Source organism: Methylobacterium organophilum (assembly GCF_022179465.1).
GTDB lineage: Bacteria > Pseudomonadota > Alphaproteobacteria > Rhizobiales > Beijerinckiaceae > Methylobacterium > Methylobacterium organophilum.
Window position 1 is genome coordinate 25,535 of the sequence record NZ_BPQV01000014.1, and the last position, 14,792, is coordinate 40,326.

Below are 14,792 nucleotides of genomic sequence, written 5' to 3' on the forward strand. Positions count from 1 at the left end.
TGCCGTGACCGCTCTCGCGACCGCCATCCAGGCCCGGCTCGACGCGCTCGCCGCCATCAGCGCGGAGGAGGGGGCCATCACCCGGGTCTATCTCAGCCCCGAACAGGCCCGGGCCAACGCCCTCGTCATGGGCTGGATGCGCGAAGCGGGCCTGAGCGCCCGCCTCGACGCCGCTGGCAACGTGATCGGGCGCCTGGAAGGGCCCGAGCCCGGCGGGCCGGCCCTGGTGATCGGCTCGCATCTCGACACCGTGCGCGATGCCGGCCGCTACGACGGACCCCTCGGCGTCGTCACCGGCATCGCCTGCCTCGCCGCCCTCGCGGAGGAGGGGATCCGCCTGCCCTTCGCCGTCGAGGTGGTGGGCTTCGCCGACGAGGAGGGCACCCGCTTCAACGCGACGCTGCTCGGCAGCCGCGCCTTCGCCGGCCGCCTCGACCCGACGGTGCTCGCCACGCAGGATGCGGAGGGGATCAGCATCGCCCAGGCCCTGCGGGCCTTCGGGCTCGACCCCGACCGGATCGGGGAGGCGGCGCGGCCCCCGGGCGACCTCCTCGGCTATATCGAATGGCATATCGAGCAGGGGCCGATGCTGGAGCGGGCCGGCCTGCCGGTCGGCGTCGTCACCGGCATCAGCGGCGCGACCCGCCTCGCGGTGACGCTGGAGGGGGAGGCCGGCCATGCCGGCACCGTGGCCATGGAGGGCCGCCGCGACGCCCTCGCCGGCGCGGCCGAATGCGTGCTCGCGGTCGAGGCCCGCTGCCGGGGCGAGGCGGGGCTCGTCGGCACGGTCGGCCGGATCGCCGCCTTCCCGGATGCGGTGAACGTGATCCCTGGCCGCGTGGCCTTCAGCCTCGACCTGCGCGCGCCCGAGGACGGGCAGCGCCGGGCGGCGCTCGCGGAGATCGAGACCCTCTGGCGCGACATCGCCGCCCGGCGGGGTCTCACCCTGTCGATGACGCGCACCCACGAGGCGCCGGCCGTGCCCTGTGACCCGGCCCTGACCGGGCGGATCGCCGAGGCCGTCGCGGCGCGCGGCTGGCCGGTGCTGCGCCTACCGAGCGGGGCGGGGCATGACGGCATGGCGATCGCGCCGATCGCCCCCATCGCGATGCTGTTCGTGCGCTGCCGCGGCGGCATCAGCCACAATCCGGCGGAATACGCCGCGCTCCCCGACATCGAGGCGGGCGCGCAGGTGCTGCTCGACGTGCTGCGCGGCTTCTCCGGCTGAGCGGATTGGCCGCATCGGCGCCGGTACACGCCTTGCGGCCTTCGCCCCGGCCGGCACGTCGCCGGCCTGAGGAGAGCAGGTCGATGGTCAGGTTCGGGATCGTTCTGAAGGCGGGCGCCCTGGCGGCCGTTCTGGTCGCGGGCGGCCTGGCGGCCGGCAGGGCGTCGGCGGCGGCGCCGACCGGATGGATGCAGGGCAGCGTGACCCCGCCCGCGGGCCAGAAGCGCATCACCGCGCCCGGCGGCCGTCGGGGCAAGGCGGCCCGGCACCGTCACCGCATGAAGCATCGCTGAGGCTTTTCGAGAAAGTCGTTCAGACCCCACGAAGAGCATACAACGAAATAAAACATCGCCGCATCTTCCATGGCGCGTCGCTCATGGAAGATGCACGAAGTCTTTCCCTCGTAAAAAACATGGCCGGAATCCGCCTTCCGACGCGCGGGTGCTGGAACTTCTGCGCGGCCCATCAATTTCTCCTGGCGAAACAGGGCCTTGCCCAAATTTCCTCAAGCCAGGAGAGACAATGATGCGATTTCGCATGACGGGTGCGCTCGCCCTTTGCACGCTGATGGGCCTCGGCGGCGCAGCCCTGGCCCAGTCCACGGGTGCCCCGGCCGGGCGCGAGCCGGCAACCGCCGCGGGCGGAACGGAGGGCCTCGCCGGGCCGCGCAACGAGATTCAGGCGATCGAGGACGGCAAGGCGGTTCCCGCACCCCCGGGCGTCGGCGAACCGGTGACCGCAGCCCCCGCCGCCAAGACGGATGTGCGTCCGCCCGCCCCGCCGCAGCCCTGATCGCGGCATGGGCTTCGACGAAACACCCCGCCGGATCGCTCCGGCGGGGTGTTTTGTCTCGCGTCAGACGTCGCTGAAGAGCTGTTTGGCCAGGCGGCTGTGCTCCTCGCGCAGGCGCCCGGTCTCGATGCCGAGGGGCACGCCGTCCAGCACCCGCCAATGGCCCGCCACCATCACCCGGTCGGCCTTGTAGGCGCCGCAGAGCACAAGGGCGGCCAGCGGATCGTGGCTGCCGGAGAAGCGCAGCTCGTCCAGGGTGAAGAGGGCGAGATCCGCCTCGCGCCCCTCCTCGATCCGGCCGATATCGGAGCGGCCGAGGCAGCGGGCCGAGCCCTCCGTCGCCCAGCGCAGGGCGTCGAGATGGGTCACGGCCTCGGCCCCGTAGGTGAGGCGGTTGAGCATGAGGGCGTGACGCACGCCCTCGATCAGGTTCGAGTTGTCGTTGGAGGCGGAGCCGTCGACGCCGAGGCCCACGGGGGAGCCCGCCGCCTCGAGCTCACAGGTGCGGCAGCGGCCGGAAGCCAACGTCATGTTCGAGGTCGGGCAGTGGCAGACGCCGACACCGGCCTTGCCGAGGCGCTTCACCTCGTCGTCGTTGAAGTGGATGCCGTGGGCGAGCCAAGCTCGGTTCGTCATCCAGCCGACCTCCTCCAGGTAATCGACCGGGCGCTGGCCGAAGACGGAGAGGCAATAGGCGTCCTCGTCGAGGGTCTCGCCGAGATGGGTGTGCAGGCGGCAATCGTAGCGGTCGGCCAGGACCGCGCTCTCGCGCATCAGGCGCTTCGTGACGTTGAAGGGCGAGCAGGGGGCGAGCCCGATCTGCACCATCGCGCCCGGCTTCGGGTCGTGGAACAGGCGCAGCACGCGCTCGCTGTCGTCGAGGATGGTGTCGTCGTCTTGGACGAGGGCATCGGGCGGCAGGCCGCCGTCGCGCTCCGACAGGCTCATGGAGCCGCGGGTGACGAAGGCACGGATGCCCAGCGCCCTGGCTTCCTCGACCTGGATGTCGACGGAGGATTCGAGCCCCCTCGGGAACAGGTAATGGTGGTCGCCCGCAGTGGTGCAGCCGGAGAGCAGCAATTCCGTGTAGGCGAGCCGGCTCGCGAGCCGGAAAGCCTCCGGGGTCAACTTGTCCCAGACCGTGTAGAGCGCCTTCAGCCAGGGGAAGAGCGGCTTGTTGATCGCCACCGGGTGGGCGCGGGTCAGCGTCTGGAAGAAGTGATGGTGGGTGTTGACGAGGCCCGGGATGACGACGTGGTTCTTCGCGTCGAAGGTCTCGTCCACCGGCGCCGTGGGCGTCCCGCCCGAGGGCACCCGCTCGACGATGCGGCTTCCCTCGACGACGATGCCGCCCCCGGCATTCTCGGCCAGGATCGCCAGGGGATCGCGGATCCAGAGACGCCGGGAGGGCACTGCGCCGTCGGTCATGCAAGCTTTCCGTCAGAAACGTGGATGCTGGCCCGTCGCCGGGCCGGCCTTAGACGCTTCCGGAGGGCGGGGCCGCCTTCCAGACGTGTCACGCGCTCACAACAAGAGGCATGCCACCGCCCCGTGGGACGGCGGCCGGCCTCGCGCGATCAGAAGATGTGCACCGAGACGCCGGCGAGGAAGCTCTTCTCCTCGGTGCCCTTGAAGGTCGCCGTCTCGACGTTGCCGAACTTGTTCAGCCAGTACTGGAAGCCGATGAAGGCATCGAGACGGTTCGGCTGATCCCACACGAGCTTGCCCACGTCGAGCACCAGGTTGGTACGCGACAGGAATTCCACCCCGCGGGGCGCGTTGAAGGCGAAGGCGGCCGGGTTGATGACGCCGCGGCCCTTGGGCAGCACGATGTTGTTGAAGCCGGCCAGGCTGAGCGGCAGGCCGGTGAAGGTCAGCGGGAAGTTATAGACGATCTCGAACTCCGGCACGACGTCGAAGCTCTGGTCGCGATCCGGCTGGAGATTGAAGCCGTTTCGGTTCCACTCCTTGTAGGCGTGGACCGACAGGTTCAGGAAGCCCGCCGGCACGTCGAAGGAGAAGTTCAGGCCGCCGACGACGCTGCGCTTCTTCGAGCCGAACGGATCGTTCTGCGAATTGGCGTCGACGCCGTAGGACAGGGACACGTCCTTGACGATGCCCGAAAACGTGAAGGCCTTGGTGCCGGTGAGCGCGTTCAGGCTCAGCGTGCCGCGATAGAGGCCGTAGGCTTCGGTGTTGCCGTAATCGTAGGTGAAGGGCGCGCCGATCGAGCCCGGCGGGTTGGTGGTGCCGGCCGGGTACTGCGAGCCCGATTGCAGGATGTCGAGGGACACGAAGTTCGTGCCGTACGCCCAGGCATCCGCGTGCGAGATGTTGAGGATGTTCTTGGGGGCGTCGCGGTTGCGGAACGTGCCGTCCGCCTGAAGGATCTGGCTGCCCGGATTGGCGGCCGGGAACTGGTAGCGATAGCTGATCTGCGTATCGGCAAAGAGGAAGAAGGGAACTTCCTTCTGCTCCTGCGGTTGCGCCTTCTCTTTCGTCGTCAGGTCTGCGGCCCCGGCAAGGCCGATCATCGACACGGAGAGCAGCGCGGCTGCGAACCCCCTTGCGAACATTCTTATTCTCCTCATTCGCAATGAACCCGGGGCGCAGGGCAGCAACCGATATGCCAGCGTGTGTCATACCGATGATACTCTGATAAGTTGTATCAAATATACAACAAGCGGTGGTGCCCGCCGGAGATGCGCGCAGGTGGTGCCGTGGCCGAGGCCCGGCCGAGCCGAGACGGGGAGTGTCTCGCGACACGGATACGGGACCTTGCCTGCCGCGGTCGGCGCCGGCCTGCCCGGGTTCGCGCGGCAGATGCTTCCTGCGTCGCCCCGTTGCCAGCTTGCGCACGGGCCGTTGATGATATGCGCGCATTCGCCTCGCGACGCGTTGCGGAGGACCGTCAAGTCGGCTTACCAGTAGGGCAGACCGCGGCGCACGACCTTCCGCCGCGGGCTTCATCCCGCCGGGCTCTCCAACACGAGCGAGCGCAATGCCCGCAGTCCAGACCCGCGCCGAGAGCCTCTCCGACGCGATCGCCAACGCGATTCTCTCCGGCGAGCTCGCCCCCGGCCTGCATCTCGACGAGCAGGTTCTGGCACGCCGCTTCGGGGTCTCGCGCACGCCGGTGCGCGATGCCCTGCGCCTGCTCAATGGCACGGGTCTCGTCGACATCCGCCCGCGCTTCGGCGCCACGGTGCGCAGCATCACCCCGGACGAGCTCGACATGCTCTTCATCGCCATGGGGGAGATCGAGGCGACCTGTGCCCGGCTCGCCACCCTGAGCATGACCCCGGCCGAGCGCGGCCAGCTCCAGAGGCTGCACGAGCGGATGGGCCGCCTCGCCGAGGCCGACGACCGCGCCGCCTACACCGAGGCCAATCAGGAATTCCACGGCTTGCTCTACGAGGGGGCGCACAACGTCGTCGTCGAGGAGATCGCGCACAACCTGCGCCGCCGCCTCACCCCCTATCGCAAGGCGCAGTTCCGGGCCCCGGGGCGGCTCCTGCGCTCCCATGCGGAGCACGGCCTCGTCGTCCGCGCGGTGCTCTCCCGCGATGCCGCCGCGGCCAATGCGGCCATGCTCGTGCATATGAGCGTGGTCGAGGACGTATTCGAGCGGGTCGACGCGACGGACGCGGTCCAGCGCCAGGCGGCGGCGGAAGGGGCCCAGGCGACACGGCGGGGCAGGCCGCCCGCGCGCCGAACCGCCGGCGAGACCCAGCTCCGCCCGCGCCGCTGAGGCAGGCGCCCCCGGCCGGGCGCAGGCTGCTCAGCCGCTAGCCAGCGCCTGCAACATCTTCGTGCAGCGCGATGCATGGTTTGGGCAGGCAATTTCCGAGTCTTGCATACACGATGACGGCGACGGCGAGTCGGCCTCACTCCGCCTTCGCGTTCCATGGGATTGTGCGCATGGCCCTCGTTCTCGATGCGGATCCCACTCCGCTGACCTTCGATCCTGCGAAGACGGCCCTCGTCGTGATCGACATGCAGCGGGATTTCCTGGAGCCGGGGGGCTTCGGCGAGACGCTGGGCAACGACGTCTCCCTGCTGGCCGCGGCGGTGCCCCCGGCCCAGCGCCTGCTCGCGGCGGCGCGGGCCGCGGGGCTGTTCGTCGTGCATACACGGGAGGGGCACAAGCCCGACCTGTCCGACGCGCCCAGGAACAAGATCGAGCGGGGCGCGCCCAAGCTCCGGATCGGCGACCCGGGCCCGATGGGCCGCATCCTGATCCGGGGCGAGCCGGGCCACGACATCGTCCCGGCGCTCGCGCCCCTGCCCGGCGAGCCGGTGATCGACAAGCCCGGCAAGGGCGCCTTCTACGCCACCGATTTCGCGCAGGTCTTGGAATCGCGCGCCATCGAGACGCTGATCGTCTGCGGCGTGACCACGGAGGTCTGCGTGAACACCACGGTGCGCGAGGCCAACGATCGGGGCTATCGCTGCGTCGTGATCGGCGATGCCTGCGCCTCCTACGTCCCCGCCCTGCACGAGGCCGGCCTGGAGATGATCCGATCCCAGGGCGGCATCTTCGGCTGGGTCTCGGATTCCGAGAAAGCCGTCGCCGCCCTGGCTGGGCGGGACTGACGCTGGCATGCCCGGTGCACCCGCACCGGCGCCAGAGCCTCCGGGGCCGCCGGTGATCGCCCGCGGCCCGCCTCGAGAGTAGCATGACAGACAGAGCCGAACCGTCCTTCGACCCCGAAGCCTTCGCCACCGCCGCGGCCGATGCCCTCGGCATCCCCCTGACCGTCGAACGCATCCCCGCGGTGGTCGCCAATCTGCGGGTCCTGAAGGCGGCCGCCGACCTCGTCTCCGCCTTCGCGCTCCCCGACGAGGCCGAGACGGCCCCGGTCTTCGAGGCCTGAGACGATGACGGATCTCTCCACCGCCACCGCCGCGGAGATCGCCGCCGCGATCCGGGCCGGCTCGGCGAGCGCGCAGGGCGTCGTCTCCGCCGCGCTGGCGCGGATCGCGCGCATCGACCCGCAGGTGAACAGCTTCACGGACGTCCGGGCCGAGCGGGCCCTCGCCCGGGCGCAGGCGATCGACGCGGCCCTGGCCCGGGGCGAGACGCCCGGGCCGCTCGCCGGGGTGCCCTTCGCGGTCAAGAACCTGTTCGACATCGCCGGCCTGCCGACCCGGGCCGGGTCGAAGATCAATCGCGAGCGCGCCCCCGCCGCCCGCGACGCCGCCCTGATCGAGCGGCTGGAAGCCGCCGGGGCCATCCTCGTCGGCGGCCTCAACATGGGCGAGTACGCCTACGACTTCACCGGCGAGAACGTGCATGACGGGAACACCCGCAACCCGCACGCCCTCGGGCACATGGCGGGCGGCTCGTCCGGCGGCTCGGGGGGCGCCGTCGGCGCAGGCCTGGTTCCGCTGGCCCTGGGCTCCGACACCAACGGCTCGATCCGCGTGCCCTCCGCCTTCTGCGGCTGCTTCGGCCTGAAGCCGACCTATGGCCGGCTCACCCGGGCGGGCAGCTTCCCCTTCGTGGGCAGCCTCGACCATCTCGGGCCGATGGCCCGCAGCGTCACCGACCTGGCGCTGGCCTACGACGCGATGCAGGGGCCGGACCCGGCCGATCCGGTCGCCACCAAGCGCCCCGCGGAGGCCGTCGCGCCGCGGATCGAGGCGGGCCTCGGCGATCTGCGCATCGCCACCGCCGGGGGCTATTTCGCCCGCAGCGGCGAGCCCGAGGCCTTCGCCGCCGTGGCGAAGGTCGCGCAGGCCCTCGCGGTCACCCGCGTGGTCGAGATTCCGGAAGCTGCCCGCGCCCGGGCCGCGGCCTATCTCATCACCGCCGCCGAGGGCGCGGCCCTGCATCTCGACCGCCTGCGGGCGCGGCCCGACGATTTCGACCCGGCCGTGCGCGACCGGCTCGCCGCCGGCGCGATGATCCCGGCCCCCTGGGTCGAGCGGGCGCAGCGCTTCCGGCGCTGGTACCGCGACGCCGTGCTTCGCCTCTTCGAGGAGGTCGACGTGATCCTGGCCCCCTCCGTGCCCTGCCGGGCACCCAGGAGCGGGCAGGCCACCTTCGTGCTCGACGGGGTGGAATTGCCGGTGCGGGCCAATATCGGCCTCTACACGCAGCCGATCTCCTTCATCGGCCTGCCGGTCGCCGCCGTGCCGGTCCGGCTCGACGACGGTCTGCCGCTCGGCGTGCAGGTCATCGCCGCGCCCTGGCGCGAGGACTTGGCCCTGCGGGTCGCGCGGCACCTGGAACGCCTGGGCACCTGCACGGCGCCGGTCGCCTCCCTCGAAGCGTGACGCATCCCATGATCGAGATCGACGACCCGGCGGTGAAGGCCGAGGTGGAGGCGGTGTTCGCCGCCTACGAGACGGCCCTGGTGACCAACGACGTGGCCACCCTCGAGAACCTGTTCCACGACGACCTCCGCACCATCCGCTACGGGGCGGGGGAGAACCTCTACGGCATGGAGGCGATCCGCGCCTTCCGCCGGGCGCGGGCGCCGCAGGGGCTGGCGCGCAGCCTGGAGCACACGGTCATCACCACCTACGGTCGCGATATGGCCGTGGCGATGACCCTGTTCCGGCGGGAGGGGGCGGCGGGCCGCATCGGCCGCCAGAGCCAGACCTGGGTACGATTCCCCGAGGGCTGGAAGGTGGTCGCCGCCCATGTCAGCGTCATCGAGGATCCCGGCCCCGCCTGAGCGGCCGCAGCCGGGACCGTTTCCTCTCCGATTGCGCGGAAACGGCCTCAGATCCGCTCGGCCAGGGCGTTCAGCGCCCGCGGCACCGCGATGTTGGAGCTGGCGGCCTGCGGGTCGCCGGCCGCCGTCGTGAGCAGACGGGCGATCTTGGCCGGGTCCACGGCGTTCCGATCCCCGAGGCAGTCGATCAGGACCTGAAGCGCGTACTCGATCGCCACGATGCGCGCCTCGAGATCCCCCTGCTTGCCGTTCACGAGCTGTCTCCCTCGGTGATGCCTGCACGCCCCAGTTGTATCTTGAGGGACGCGACGCCCGCCTCGGCAGGTGCACCGGCATTATCGTGCCTGAGCTCGGCCCCTGCCATCGCGGCTGGCGCGTGGCTGACCATTGCCGTCCGCACAGCTCGCGGCCGGATGGGCGGCAGGCTTGTCTCCCGCGCAGGCGTTCAGGACCGCCGAAGCGGCTTCGGATGCTCCAGGAAGAAGCGCAGCATCTCGCGGCTCGCATCCGGGCCGGCTGGATCGGTGAAGGAGCCGTCCGGGCTGCCGCCGGACCAGGCATGGCCGGCCCCGTGCAGGCTCCATTGCTCGAGCATCACGCGGCCCGATGCGTCGGCATGCCGGGTCAGGGTGTAGCGGCTGCCATCCGCGCCGACGCCCGTGCGGGTTGTGGCTTCGAGGGGAGCCGCCGCGGCGAACTGGGCGATGACCCGGTCGCCGTTGACGACGTTGACGGTCTTGTCGCGGTCGCCGTGGAAGACGATCGCCGGCAGGGCGGTGCCGTTGGGCCGCACAGTGCCCCCGCCGCCGTTCATGGCCTGGAAGGCGGACGCCGCATCCCGCGCCGCGCCGCAGGCGAGGCCGGAATGCACGCCCACCGCCGCGTAGAGATCGGGATAGGCGCTGCCCATGATCGCCGCGGCCGCCCCGCCCGCCGAGAGGCCGGCGACGTAGACCCGGGCCGGATCGACCGCGTACTCCGCCATGATCTCCTGGGTGATGCCGGCGATGAGGGCGGGCTCGCCGCGCCCGCGGGCCTGCTCGGCGGCGTTGAACCAGTTCCAGCAGCGGGAGACATTGGCGGAGGCACTCTGGGCCGGATAGGCCACGAGGAAGACCTCCGCCTCGGCGAGGACGTTCATGCGGGTGCCGGCAGCAAAGTCATCCGGGTTCTGGTTGCAGCCGTGCAGCATCACCACCAGGGGCACCGGCTCGCCCCGGTAGCCCTCGGGCACGTAGAGCTTGTAGCCGCGCTTCCCGGCGGCGCCGGAGAAGCTGCGCTCCGTGAAGCGGGCATCGTCCGGGGCCGGCGCCGGGCGCCCCCAGCCCTCGAAGCCGTGCAGCCCCTCCGAGAAGGCGCCGGCGCCGGGAAGGCGATCCAGCAGCGCGCGCATCGGCTCGGGCATGGACCAGGAGGCTACGGGATCGGGCGCCTCCGTCCGAGCGGAGGACAGCTCTCCGTTGGCCGGCGGCTCGGGCGCGGCGGTCCAGGCGCCGCCGGGCCGGGTGGGCGCCACGAGATCGATCGTGTCGTTCCTCCGGGACTCCGGTGGCGGCGTGTCCGCCGGCCTGCCCCGCAGCAGGGCCAGGGCCTCGCCGAGCTGGCCCGCCCGGGTGAGGCGCGTGACCTCGCGCATATCGACCTTGAAGAGCGGCTTCATCGCGTTGCCTTCGGAGAGAGGAGCGGGGTGACAGGCACGGTCAGGCGATACGGTCGCTCAGCGCCGCCTTGACGGCGGGGCTCGCCTGGAAGGCGCCGAGAACCTGCACGGAGGCGATCGCCGCACGGGCGAGCTCCGGCGTCACATCCCCGGCGATGCTGGCGAGGCCGACGACATGGATGTGGAGCGGCGTGCCGGCGTCCCGCGCCGCCTCCAGCTCAGCCCGGCCGATCTGGCGCAGGCCGAGATCGAGCCGGTTGCGCGACACCGACTGGCGCACCGCCTCGTCGTGGCGCTCCAGCTGGTTGCGGATCGCCGTGCGGATGAAGTCGGCGCGGTTCCCGTAGAACCCGTCGCGCACCATCAGGTCGATGCGCCCGAGATCGACGAAGCCGAGATTGACCGTGATCTTCTCGCTGTCCGCCACCCGGAGACGATGCGGCTGCACCTCGGCATTCATTGCCAGAACCTTCCGTTCGCCATCCGCGGACCATCCCGCCGGATGGTTTTCGAGATGGTGCGGCGCACAATCCTTTTCAAGACGCGCCGGGCCGAAAGGGGTTCCGCCTTAGCCCCCGATCCGACGACCTCATCCCCGCGGGCCGAGCAGGATGATCGCCGTGCCGGCGAGGCAGGTGGCGGCGCCGAGGGCATCCCAGCGGTCCGGCACGCGCCCCTCGACCCACCAGAGCCAGAGGATCGAGGCGGCGACGTAGACGCCGCCATAGGCGGCATAGGCACGGCCCGCCGCCTCGCTCTCCACCAGAGTCAGCAGCCAGGCGAACAGGGCGAGACTCGCGAGCCCCGGGAGCAGCCACAAAGGCGAGCGATCGAGCCGGAGCCAGGCCCAGAACGCGAAGCAGCCGGCGATCTCGGCCAGGGCCGCGGCGGCATAGGCGCCCAGGCTGGTCATGCCCGCGCCGTCTCCCGCTGCATGGCGAGCAGGTCGAGGGAGGGCGGCTCCGCCATGCCCAGGCGGGTCAGGATGGCATGGGCCTGCCCGCGATGATGGGTCTGGTGGTTGAACAGATGGGCGAGCACGTCCCGGACCGGCTGTCGCCGCGGCGTACCGGCGGTGGTGGCGTAGTCGAGGATGGCGGAGAGCGCGTCGAGCGACAGAGCGTCGAGAAAGGCCGCGAGCCGCGCATCCTCCGCCTCGCGGGCCGCCCGCAGCGGTTCCAGCGCCTCGAACAGGATAGCGTCGAGCCGCGAGGGCGCCTCGCCCGTGCCGGTGAGCCGCCTCAGCCAGATCCGATCGGTGACGAGGAGGTGGTTCAGGGTGCCGTGCAGGCTCCCGAAAAAGGTCCCCGCCTCCTGCCGGTAGGCCGCGTCCGGCAGCATGGCCGCCGCCGCGTAGAGACGGCGGTTCGCCCAGGAATTGTAGGCGGCGAGGCCGCGGAAATGGGTGAGCAGCGCGAACATCCGCGGATGGGCTCCGGCGAGCCCGAAGGCCCGACACGTCACCGTAAGGCGCGAAGACCCGCTTGTCAGACCCGCTCGCGTCGACGCGCGGGAGGGCGGTTCGCGCCGATATCCTGGCGCGGGGGCGCCAGCCCCGCGATGCGAAGGCGATCGGTTCCCGGATCTCCCTCCAAGCTTAATAAACTTCAGATTGCATAATCATCGCAGGCAATTCGAAGTTAACACAGATGAATCAGCCCTTAACCGACAACACACGACACGAAATTATACGTTTATTAAATCCGGCCCTGAATTGTCGGAAGACATCCCACCCTCTTCCGGCAGAAGGCCTACTCCGAGGCCATGCGATCCGATCTTGTGCCAGGCGTGATGGCGAGCGGCGTACTTCTGGTGATTCCGTTTGTCTTGCTCGGCCTGCCCCGCTCGGACGATGTCGCGGTGATCGGGGGCCCCGCCGACGGGCTCGCGGGAGCGGCCCGCGCCGTAGCGCAGGCCGGCGGCCAGATCGTGAATGCCGTCGCTGGAGGCCCGATCCTGCTCGCCCGCTCGGAGCGGCCGGGCTTCGCCGCGCGCCTCTACGCGGCCGGCGCCTGGCTCGTGCTGCCCGCCTTCGGGGGCGGCTGCGCCGGGCGCGGCCCCTCCGCACGCGCTTCCGCAGAGATCCGCATCGCCCCCGGCAAGGCCTCCCCATGACCGACCTGAACCAGTTCCGGCACGCCTTCGCGCGCCTCCTCGTCGCCCTGCTCTGGCTGCACGTGCCCCTCGCCGCCGGGGTCGCGCTCGCGACGGGGCACGACTTCGCCGCGGGGCCGCCCCTGGCGGCGGCGGTCCTCGCAAGCGTCGCGACCCTGTTCTGGAGGCGCGATCCGATCGGGCTCTCGACTCGCCTCGTCAGCGGAGCCGCCCTGGTCGGCATGGCCAGCATCCTGCTCTACGGCATGGTCGGCCATCCCTGGCAGATCGACCTGCACATGTATTTCTTCGCCTGCCTCGCGGTGCTGGTCGGCTGGTGCGACTGGCGGGTGATCCTGCTGGCGGCGGGGGCGACGGCCCTGCATCACCTCGCGCTCAGCTTCGCCCTGCCGACGCTGGTCTTCCCCGAGGCCGCGACTGCAAATCTCGGCCGCGTGGTTCTGCATGCCCTGATCGTGGCGATGGAGACCGGCGTGCTGATGTGGGTCTGTCACACCGTCTCCCACGCCTTCCGGGCGCTCAGCGCCTCGGAACAGGACGCGCAGGCCCAGGTCGCCCGCACTCAGGCCCTGGAACAGGAGGCGGCCCTGGCGCGGGCGGGCGTCGAGGCGCAGCGCAAGGCGGCCATGGTCGAGATCGCGCAGAGCTTCGAGCGGACGGTCGGCGGCATCGTCGCGGGCGTCGACGCCTCCGCCGCCGAGCTGCAGGCGACGGCCGAGACCATGACGGCGACCGCCAGCGAGACGGCCGGCCGCTCCGGCGGCGTGGCCGACGCCGCCCGGGAAGCCGCCGCCAATGTCGGCACCGTGGCCGCCGCGGCCGAGCAACTCGGTGCCTCGGTGCAGGAGATCGGCCGCCAGGTCACGGGCTCCGCCGATCTCGCACAGCGGGCCGTCACCGAAGCCGATCAGAGCGCGGGCCTGGTGCAGGCGCTCAGCGCCGCCGTCACCCGGATCGGCGACGTGGTCGGGCTGATCTCGACCATCGCCGGCCAGACGAACCTCCTCGCCCTCAACGCCACGATCGAGGCGGCCCGGGCCGGGGAGGCCGGCCGCGGCTTCGCGGTGGTGGCCGCCGAGGTCAAGGAACTCGCCAGCCAGACCGCGAAGGCGACGGAGGAGATCTCGGCCCAGATCGCGCAGATTCAGGGCGCGACCGGCGAGGCGGTGACCGCCATCGGCGGGATCACCGAGCGGATCCGCGAGATCAACGCGGTGACCGCCGCCATCGCCGCGGCGGTGGAGGAGCAGGGCGCGGCCACGCAGGAGATCGTGCGCAACGCCGCCCAGGCCTCGACGGGAACCGCTTCGGTGACCGGCAGCATCACCGGCATGGCGGAGGCGTCCGAGAAGACCGGCACGGCCGCCCATCAGCTGCTCGCCGCCGCCGCCCTGCTCTCGGGCCGATCCGGGCAACTCAGCGCCGAGGTCTCGCGCTTCCTCGACACGGTGCGGGCCGCCTGACCGGAGCCGCGCTCCCCGCAACACGTGACGGGATCCCCGGCATCCGGGCATCCCGTCTTCGCGTGCAACCACGCTTTGGGAGAACGATCTTTACCCCCCGTCATGCGGCACCTATGGTGACCGTCTGCCGTCCATTGTGGGATCCATGCTGAACACCGCCTCCGGCGCTCCCGTCGAGAGCCCCCGCACGCTGGAAAAGGCGCTCGGGCATCAGGTGCGCCAGTTCCGACGCGAACGCGACCTCTCGGTCTCGGATCTCGCCGCCGCCGCCGGCCTCTCCCTCGGCATGATCTCCAAGATCGAGAACGGGCAGATCTCGCCCTCGCTCTCGACCATCAACGCCCTGGCCAATGCCCTCAACGTGCCGATCACGGCCCTGTTCTCGGCCTTCGAGGAGAAGCGCGACTGCTCCTATGTGCGGGCGGGGCAGGGGGTCGCGATCGAGCGGCGCGGCACCAAGGTCGGCCATGTCTACGAGCTGCTCGGCGCGGCGCTCGGCGGCGACATCGTGGTCGAGCCCTATCTCATCACCCTCAAGGAGGATGCGGAGGCCTATACCGGCTTCCGGCATGCAGGCCTCGAATTCATCTACATGCTGAGCGGCGAGGTGGTGTACCGCCATGCCGGCCACGATTACCGCCTTCAGCCCGGCGACGCGCTGCTGTTCGACCCCGCCGCCCTGCACGGCCCGGCCGAGCTGGTGAAGACGCCGATGACCTATCTCTCGATCATCATCTATCCGCGCACCTGATCGCCCGGCGCTGGCGAGGCGCCGCGGCCTTGCGATAGGACAAAGACACGGCGCGCCGCCGATGCTCCGACGCGCCCTCGACCACGCCCCTGAGGCC

General features: G+C 71.1%; 18 protein-coding genes. 11 read left to right on the forward strand and 7 right to left on the reverse strand.

Features of this window, described 5'->3' with window-relative positions; translation table 11 throughout:
* The first annotated feature begins 4 nt into the window (after nucleotides 1-4).
* The 3 genes from MFF21_RS20175 to MFF21_RS20185 all read left to right on the forward strand — a co-directional run bounded on the left by MFF21_RS20175 (nucleotide 5) and on the right by MFF21_RS20185 (nucleotide 2,020).
* Nucleotides 5-1,228 carry an allantoate amidohydrolase gene (locus MFF21_RS20175; RefSeq protein WP_238313385.1) on the forward strand — a complete coding sequence of 408 codons (1,224 nt, stop codon included), beginning with the start codon at nucleotides 5-7 and terminating at the stop codon, nucleotides 1,226-1,228.
* Between the two features lie 83 nt (nucleotides 1,229-1,311).
* Nucleotides 1,312-1,521 carry a hypothetical protein gene (locus tag MFF21_RS20180; protein ID WP_238313387.1) on the forward strand — a complete coding sequence of 70 codons (210 nt, stop codon included), beginning with the start codon at nucleotides 1,312-1,314 and terminating at the stop codon, nucleotides 1,519-1,521.
* 244 nt (nucleotides 1,522-1,765) lie between these two features.
* Nucleotides 1,766-2,020 (forward strand): hypothetical protein, encoded by a 255-nt coding sequence (locus tag MFF21_RS20185; RefSeq protein ID WP_238313389.1) that lies wholly within the window; start codon nucleotides 1,766-1,768, stop codon nucleotides 2,018-2,020.
* 63 nt (nucleotides 2,021-2,083) lie between these two features.
* On the opposite strand, the gene MFF21_RS20190 is transcribed toward MFF21_RS20185, so the two are convergent.
* Together MFF21_RS20190 and MFF21_RS20195 are read right to left on the reverse strand one after the other, a co-directional pair.
* Entirely contained in the window at nucleotides 2,084-3,448 is a 1,365-nt protein-coding gene (locus tag MFF21_RS20190) for an 8-oxoguanine deaminase (RefSeq protein ID WP_238313391.1), read from the reverse strand.
* A 149-nt stretch (nucleotides 3,449-3,597) separates the two neighbouring features.
* Nucleotides 3,598-4,596: a hypothetical protein gene (locus tag MFF21_RS20195; protein WP_238313393.1), complete on the reverse strand. Its 999-nt coding sequence runs from the start codon at nucleotides 4,594-4,596 to the stop codon at nucleotides 3,598-3,600.
* Between the two features lie 425 nt (nucleotides 4,597-5,021).
* Here MFF21_RS20195 and MFF21_RS20200 point away from each other — a divergent pair, with 425 nt between their 5' ends.
* The 5 genes from MFF21_RS20200 to hpxZ all read left to right on the forward strand — a co-directional run bounded on the left by MFF21_RS20200 (nucleotide 5,022) and on the right by hpxZ (nucleotide 8,706).
* On the forward strand, nucleotides 5,022-5,771 hold the full coding sequence (locus MFF21_RS20200; protein ID WP_238313394.1) for a GntR family transcriptional regulator: 750 nt from the start codon (nucleotides 5,022-5,024) through the stop codon (nucleotides 5,769-5,771).
* 170 nt (nucleotides 5,772-5,941) lie between these two features.
* The gene (locus tag MFF21_RS20205; RefSeq protein WP_238313396.1) at nucleotides 5,942-6,616 is read left to right on the forward strand and encodes a cysteine hydrolase family protein; all 675 of its coding nucleotides are present in this window, start codon (nucleotides 5,942-5,944) and stop codon (nucleotides 6,614-6,616) included.
* An 83-nt stretch (nucleotides 6,617-6,699) separates the two neighbouring features.
* A complete protein-coding gene (locus MFF21_RS20210) occupies nucleotides 6,700-6,897 on the forward strand; it encodes a DUF4089 domain-containing protein (protein ID WP_238313398.1) in 198 nt (65 codons plus the stop codon).
* 4 nt (nucleotides 6,898-6,901) lie between these two features.
* Nucleotides 6,902-8,302: an AtzE family amidohydrolase gene (locus tag MFF21_RS20215; RefSeq protein ID WP_238313400.1), complete on the forward strand. Its 1,401-nt coding sequence runs from the start codon at nucleotides 6,902-6,904 to the stop codon at nucleotides 8,300-8,302.
* A gap of 11 nt (nucleotides 8,303-8,313) precedes the next feature.
* Nucleotides 8,314-8,706 carry an oxalurate catabolism protein HpxZ gene (hpxZ, locus tag MFF21_RS20220; RefSeq protein ID WP_238313646.1) on the forward strand — a complete coding sequence of 131 codons (393 nt, stop codon included), beginning with the start codon at nucleotides 8,314-8,316 and terminating at the stop codon, nucleotides 8,704-8,706.
* A gap of 47 nt (nucleotides 8,707-8,753) precedes the next feature.
* Here hpxZ and MFF21_RS20225 read toward each other — a convergent pair whose 3' ends face one another.
* The 5 genes from MFF21_RS20225 to MFF21_RS20245 all read right to left on the reverse strand — a co-directional run bounded on the left by MFF21_RS20225 (nucleotide 8,754) and on the right by MFF21_RS20245 (nucleotide 11,788).
* On the reverse strand, nucleotides 8,754-8,960 hold the full coding sequence (locus MFF21_RS20225; protein ID WP_238313402.1) for a hypothetical protein: 207 nt from the start codon (nucleotides 8,958-8,960) through the stop codon (nucleotides 8,754-8,756).
* Nucleotides 8,961-9,151: 191 nt separating this feature from the next.
* The gene (locus MFF21_RS20230; protein ID WP_238313404.1) at nucleotides 9,152-10,366 is read right to left on the reverse strand and encodes an extracellular catalytic domain type 1 short-chain-length polyhydroxyalkanoate depolymerase; all 1,215 of its coding nucleotides are present in this window, start codon (nucleotides 10,364-10,366) and stop codon (nucleotides 9,152-9,154) included.
* 40 nt (nucleotides 10,367-10,406) lie between these two features.
* Nucleotides 10,407-10,826 carry a ribbon-helix-helix domain-containing protein gene (locus tag MFF21_RS20235; RefSeq protein WP_238313405.1) on the reverse strand — a complete coding sequence of 140 codons (420 nt, stop codon included), beginning with the start codon at nucleotides 10,824-10,826 and terminating at the stop codon, nucleotides 10,407-10,409.
* A gap of 129 nt (nucleotides 10,827-10,955) precedes the next feature.
* Nucleotides 10,956-11,279: a YnfA family protein gene (locus MFF21_RS20240; protein ID WP_238313407.1), complete on the reverse strand. Its 324-nt coding sequence runs from the start codon at nucleotides 11,277-11,279 to the stop codon at nucleotides 10,956-10,958.
* Nucleotides 11,276-11,788: a DinB family protein gene (locus tag MFF21_RS20245; protein WP_238313409.1), complete on the reverse strand. Its 513-nt coding sequence runs from the start codon at nucleotides 11,786-11,788 to the stop codon at nucleotides 11,276-11,278. The genes MFF21_RS20240 and MFF21_RS20245 overlap by 4 nt, the downstream gene beginning before the upstream one ends.
* A gap of 342 nt (nucleotides 11,789-12,130) precedes the next feature.
* Here MFF21_RS20245 and MFF21_RS20250 point away from each other — a divergent pair, with 342 nt between their 5' ends.
* The 3 genes from MFF21_RS20250 to MFF21_RS20260 all read left to right on the forward strand — a co-directional run bounded on the left by MFF21_RS20250 (nucleotide 12,131) and on the right by MFF21_RS20260 (nucleotide 14,695).
* Nucleotides 12,131-12,481 (forward strand): hypothetical protein, encoded by a 351-nt coding sequence (locus MFF21_RS20250; protein ID WP_238313411.1) that lies wholly within the window; start codon nucleotides 12,131-12,133, stop codon nucleotides 12,479-12,481.
* Nucleotides 12,478-13,944, forward strand: a complete 1,467-nt coding sequence (locus MFF21_RS20255) for a methyl-accepting chemotaxis protein (protein ID WP_238313413.1) — start codon at nucleotides 12,478-12,480, stop codon at nucleotides 13,942-13,944. The genes MFF21_RS20250 and MFF21_RS20255 overlap by 4 nt, the downstream gene beginning before the upstream one ends.
* A 145-nt stretch (nucleotides 13,945-14,089) precedes the next feature.
* Nucleotides 14,090-14,695, forward strand: a complete 606-nt coding sequence (locus MFF21_RS20260; protein WP_238313415.1) for a helix-turn-helix domain-containing protein — start codon at nucleotides 14,090-14,092, stop codon at nucleotides 14,693-14,695.
* Nucleotides 14,696-14,792 lie beyond the last annotated feature (97 nt).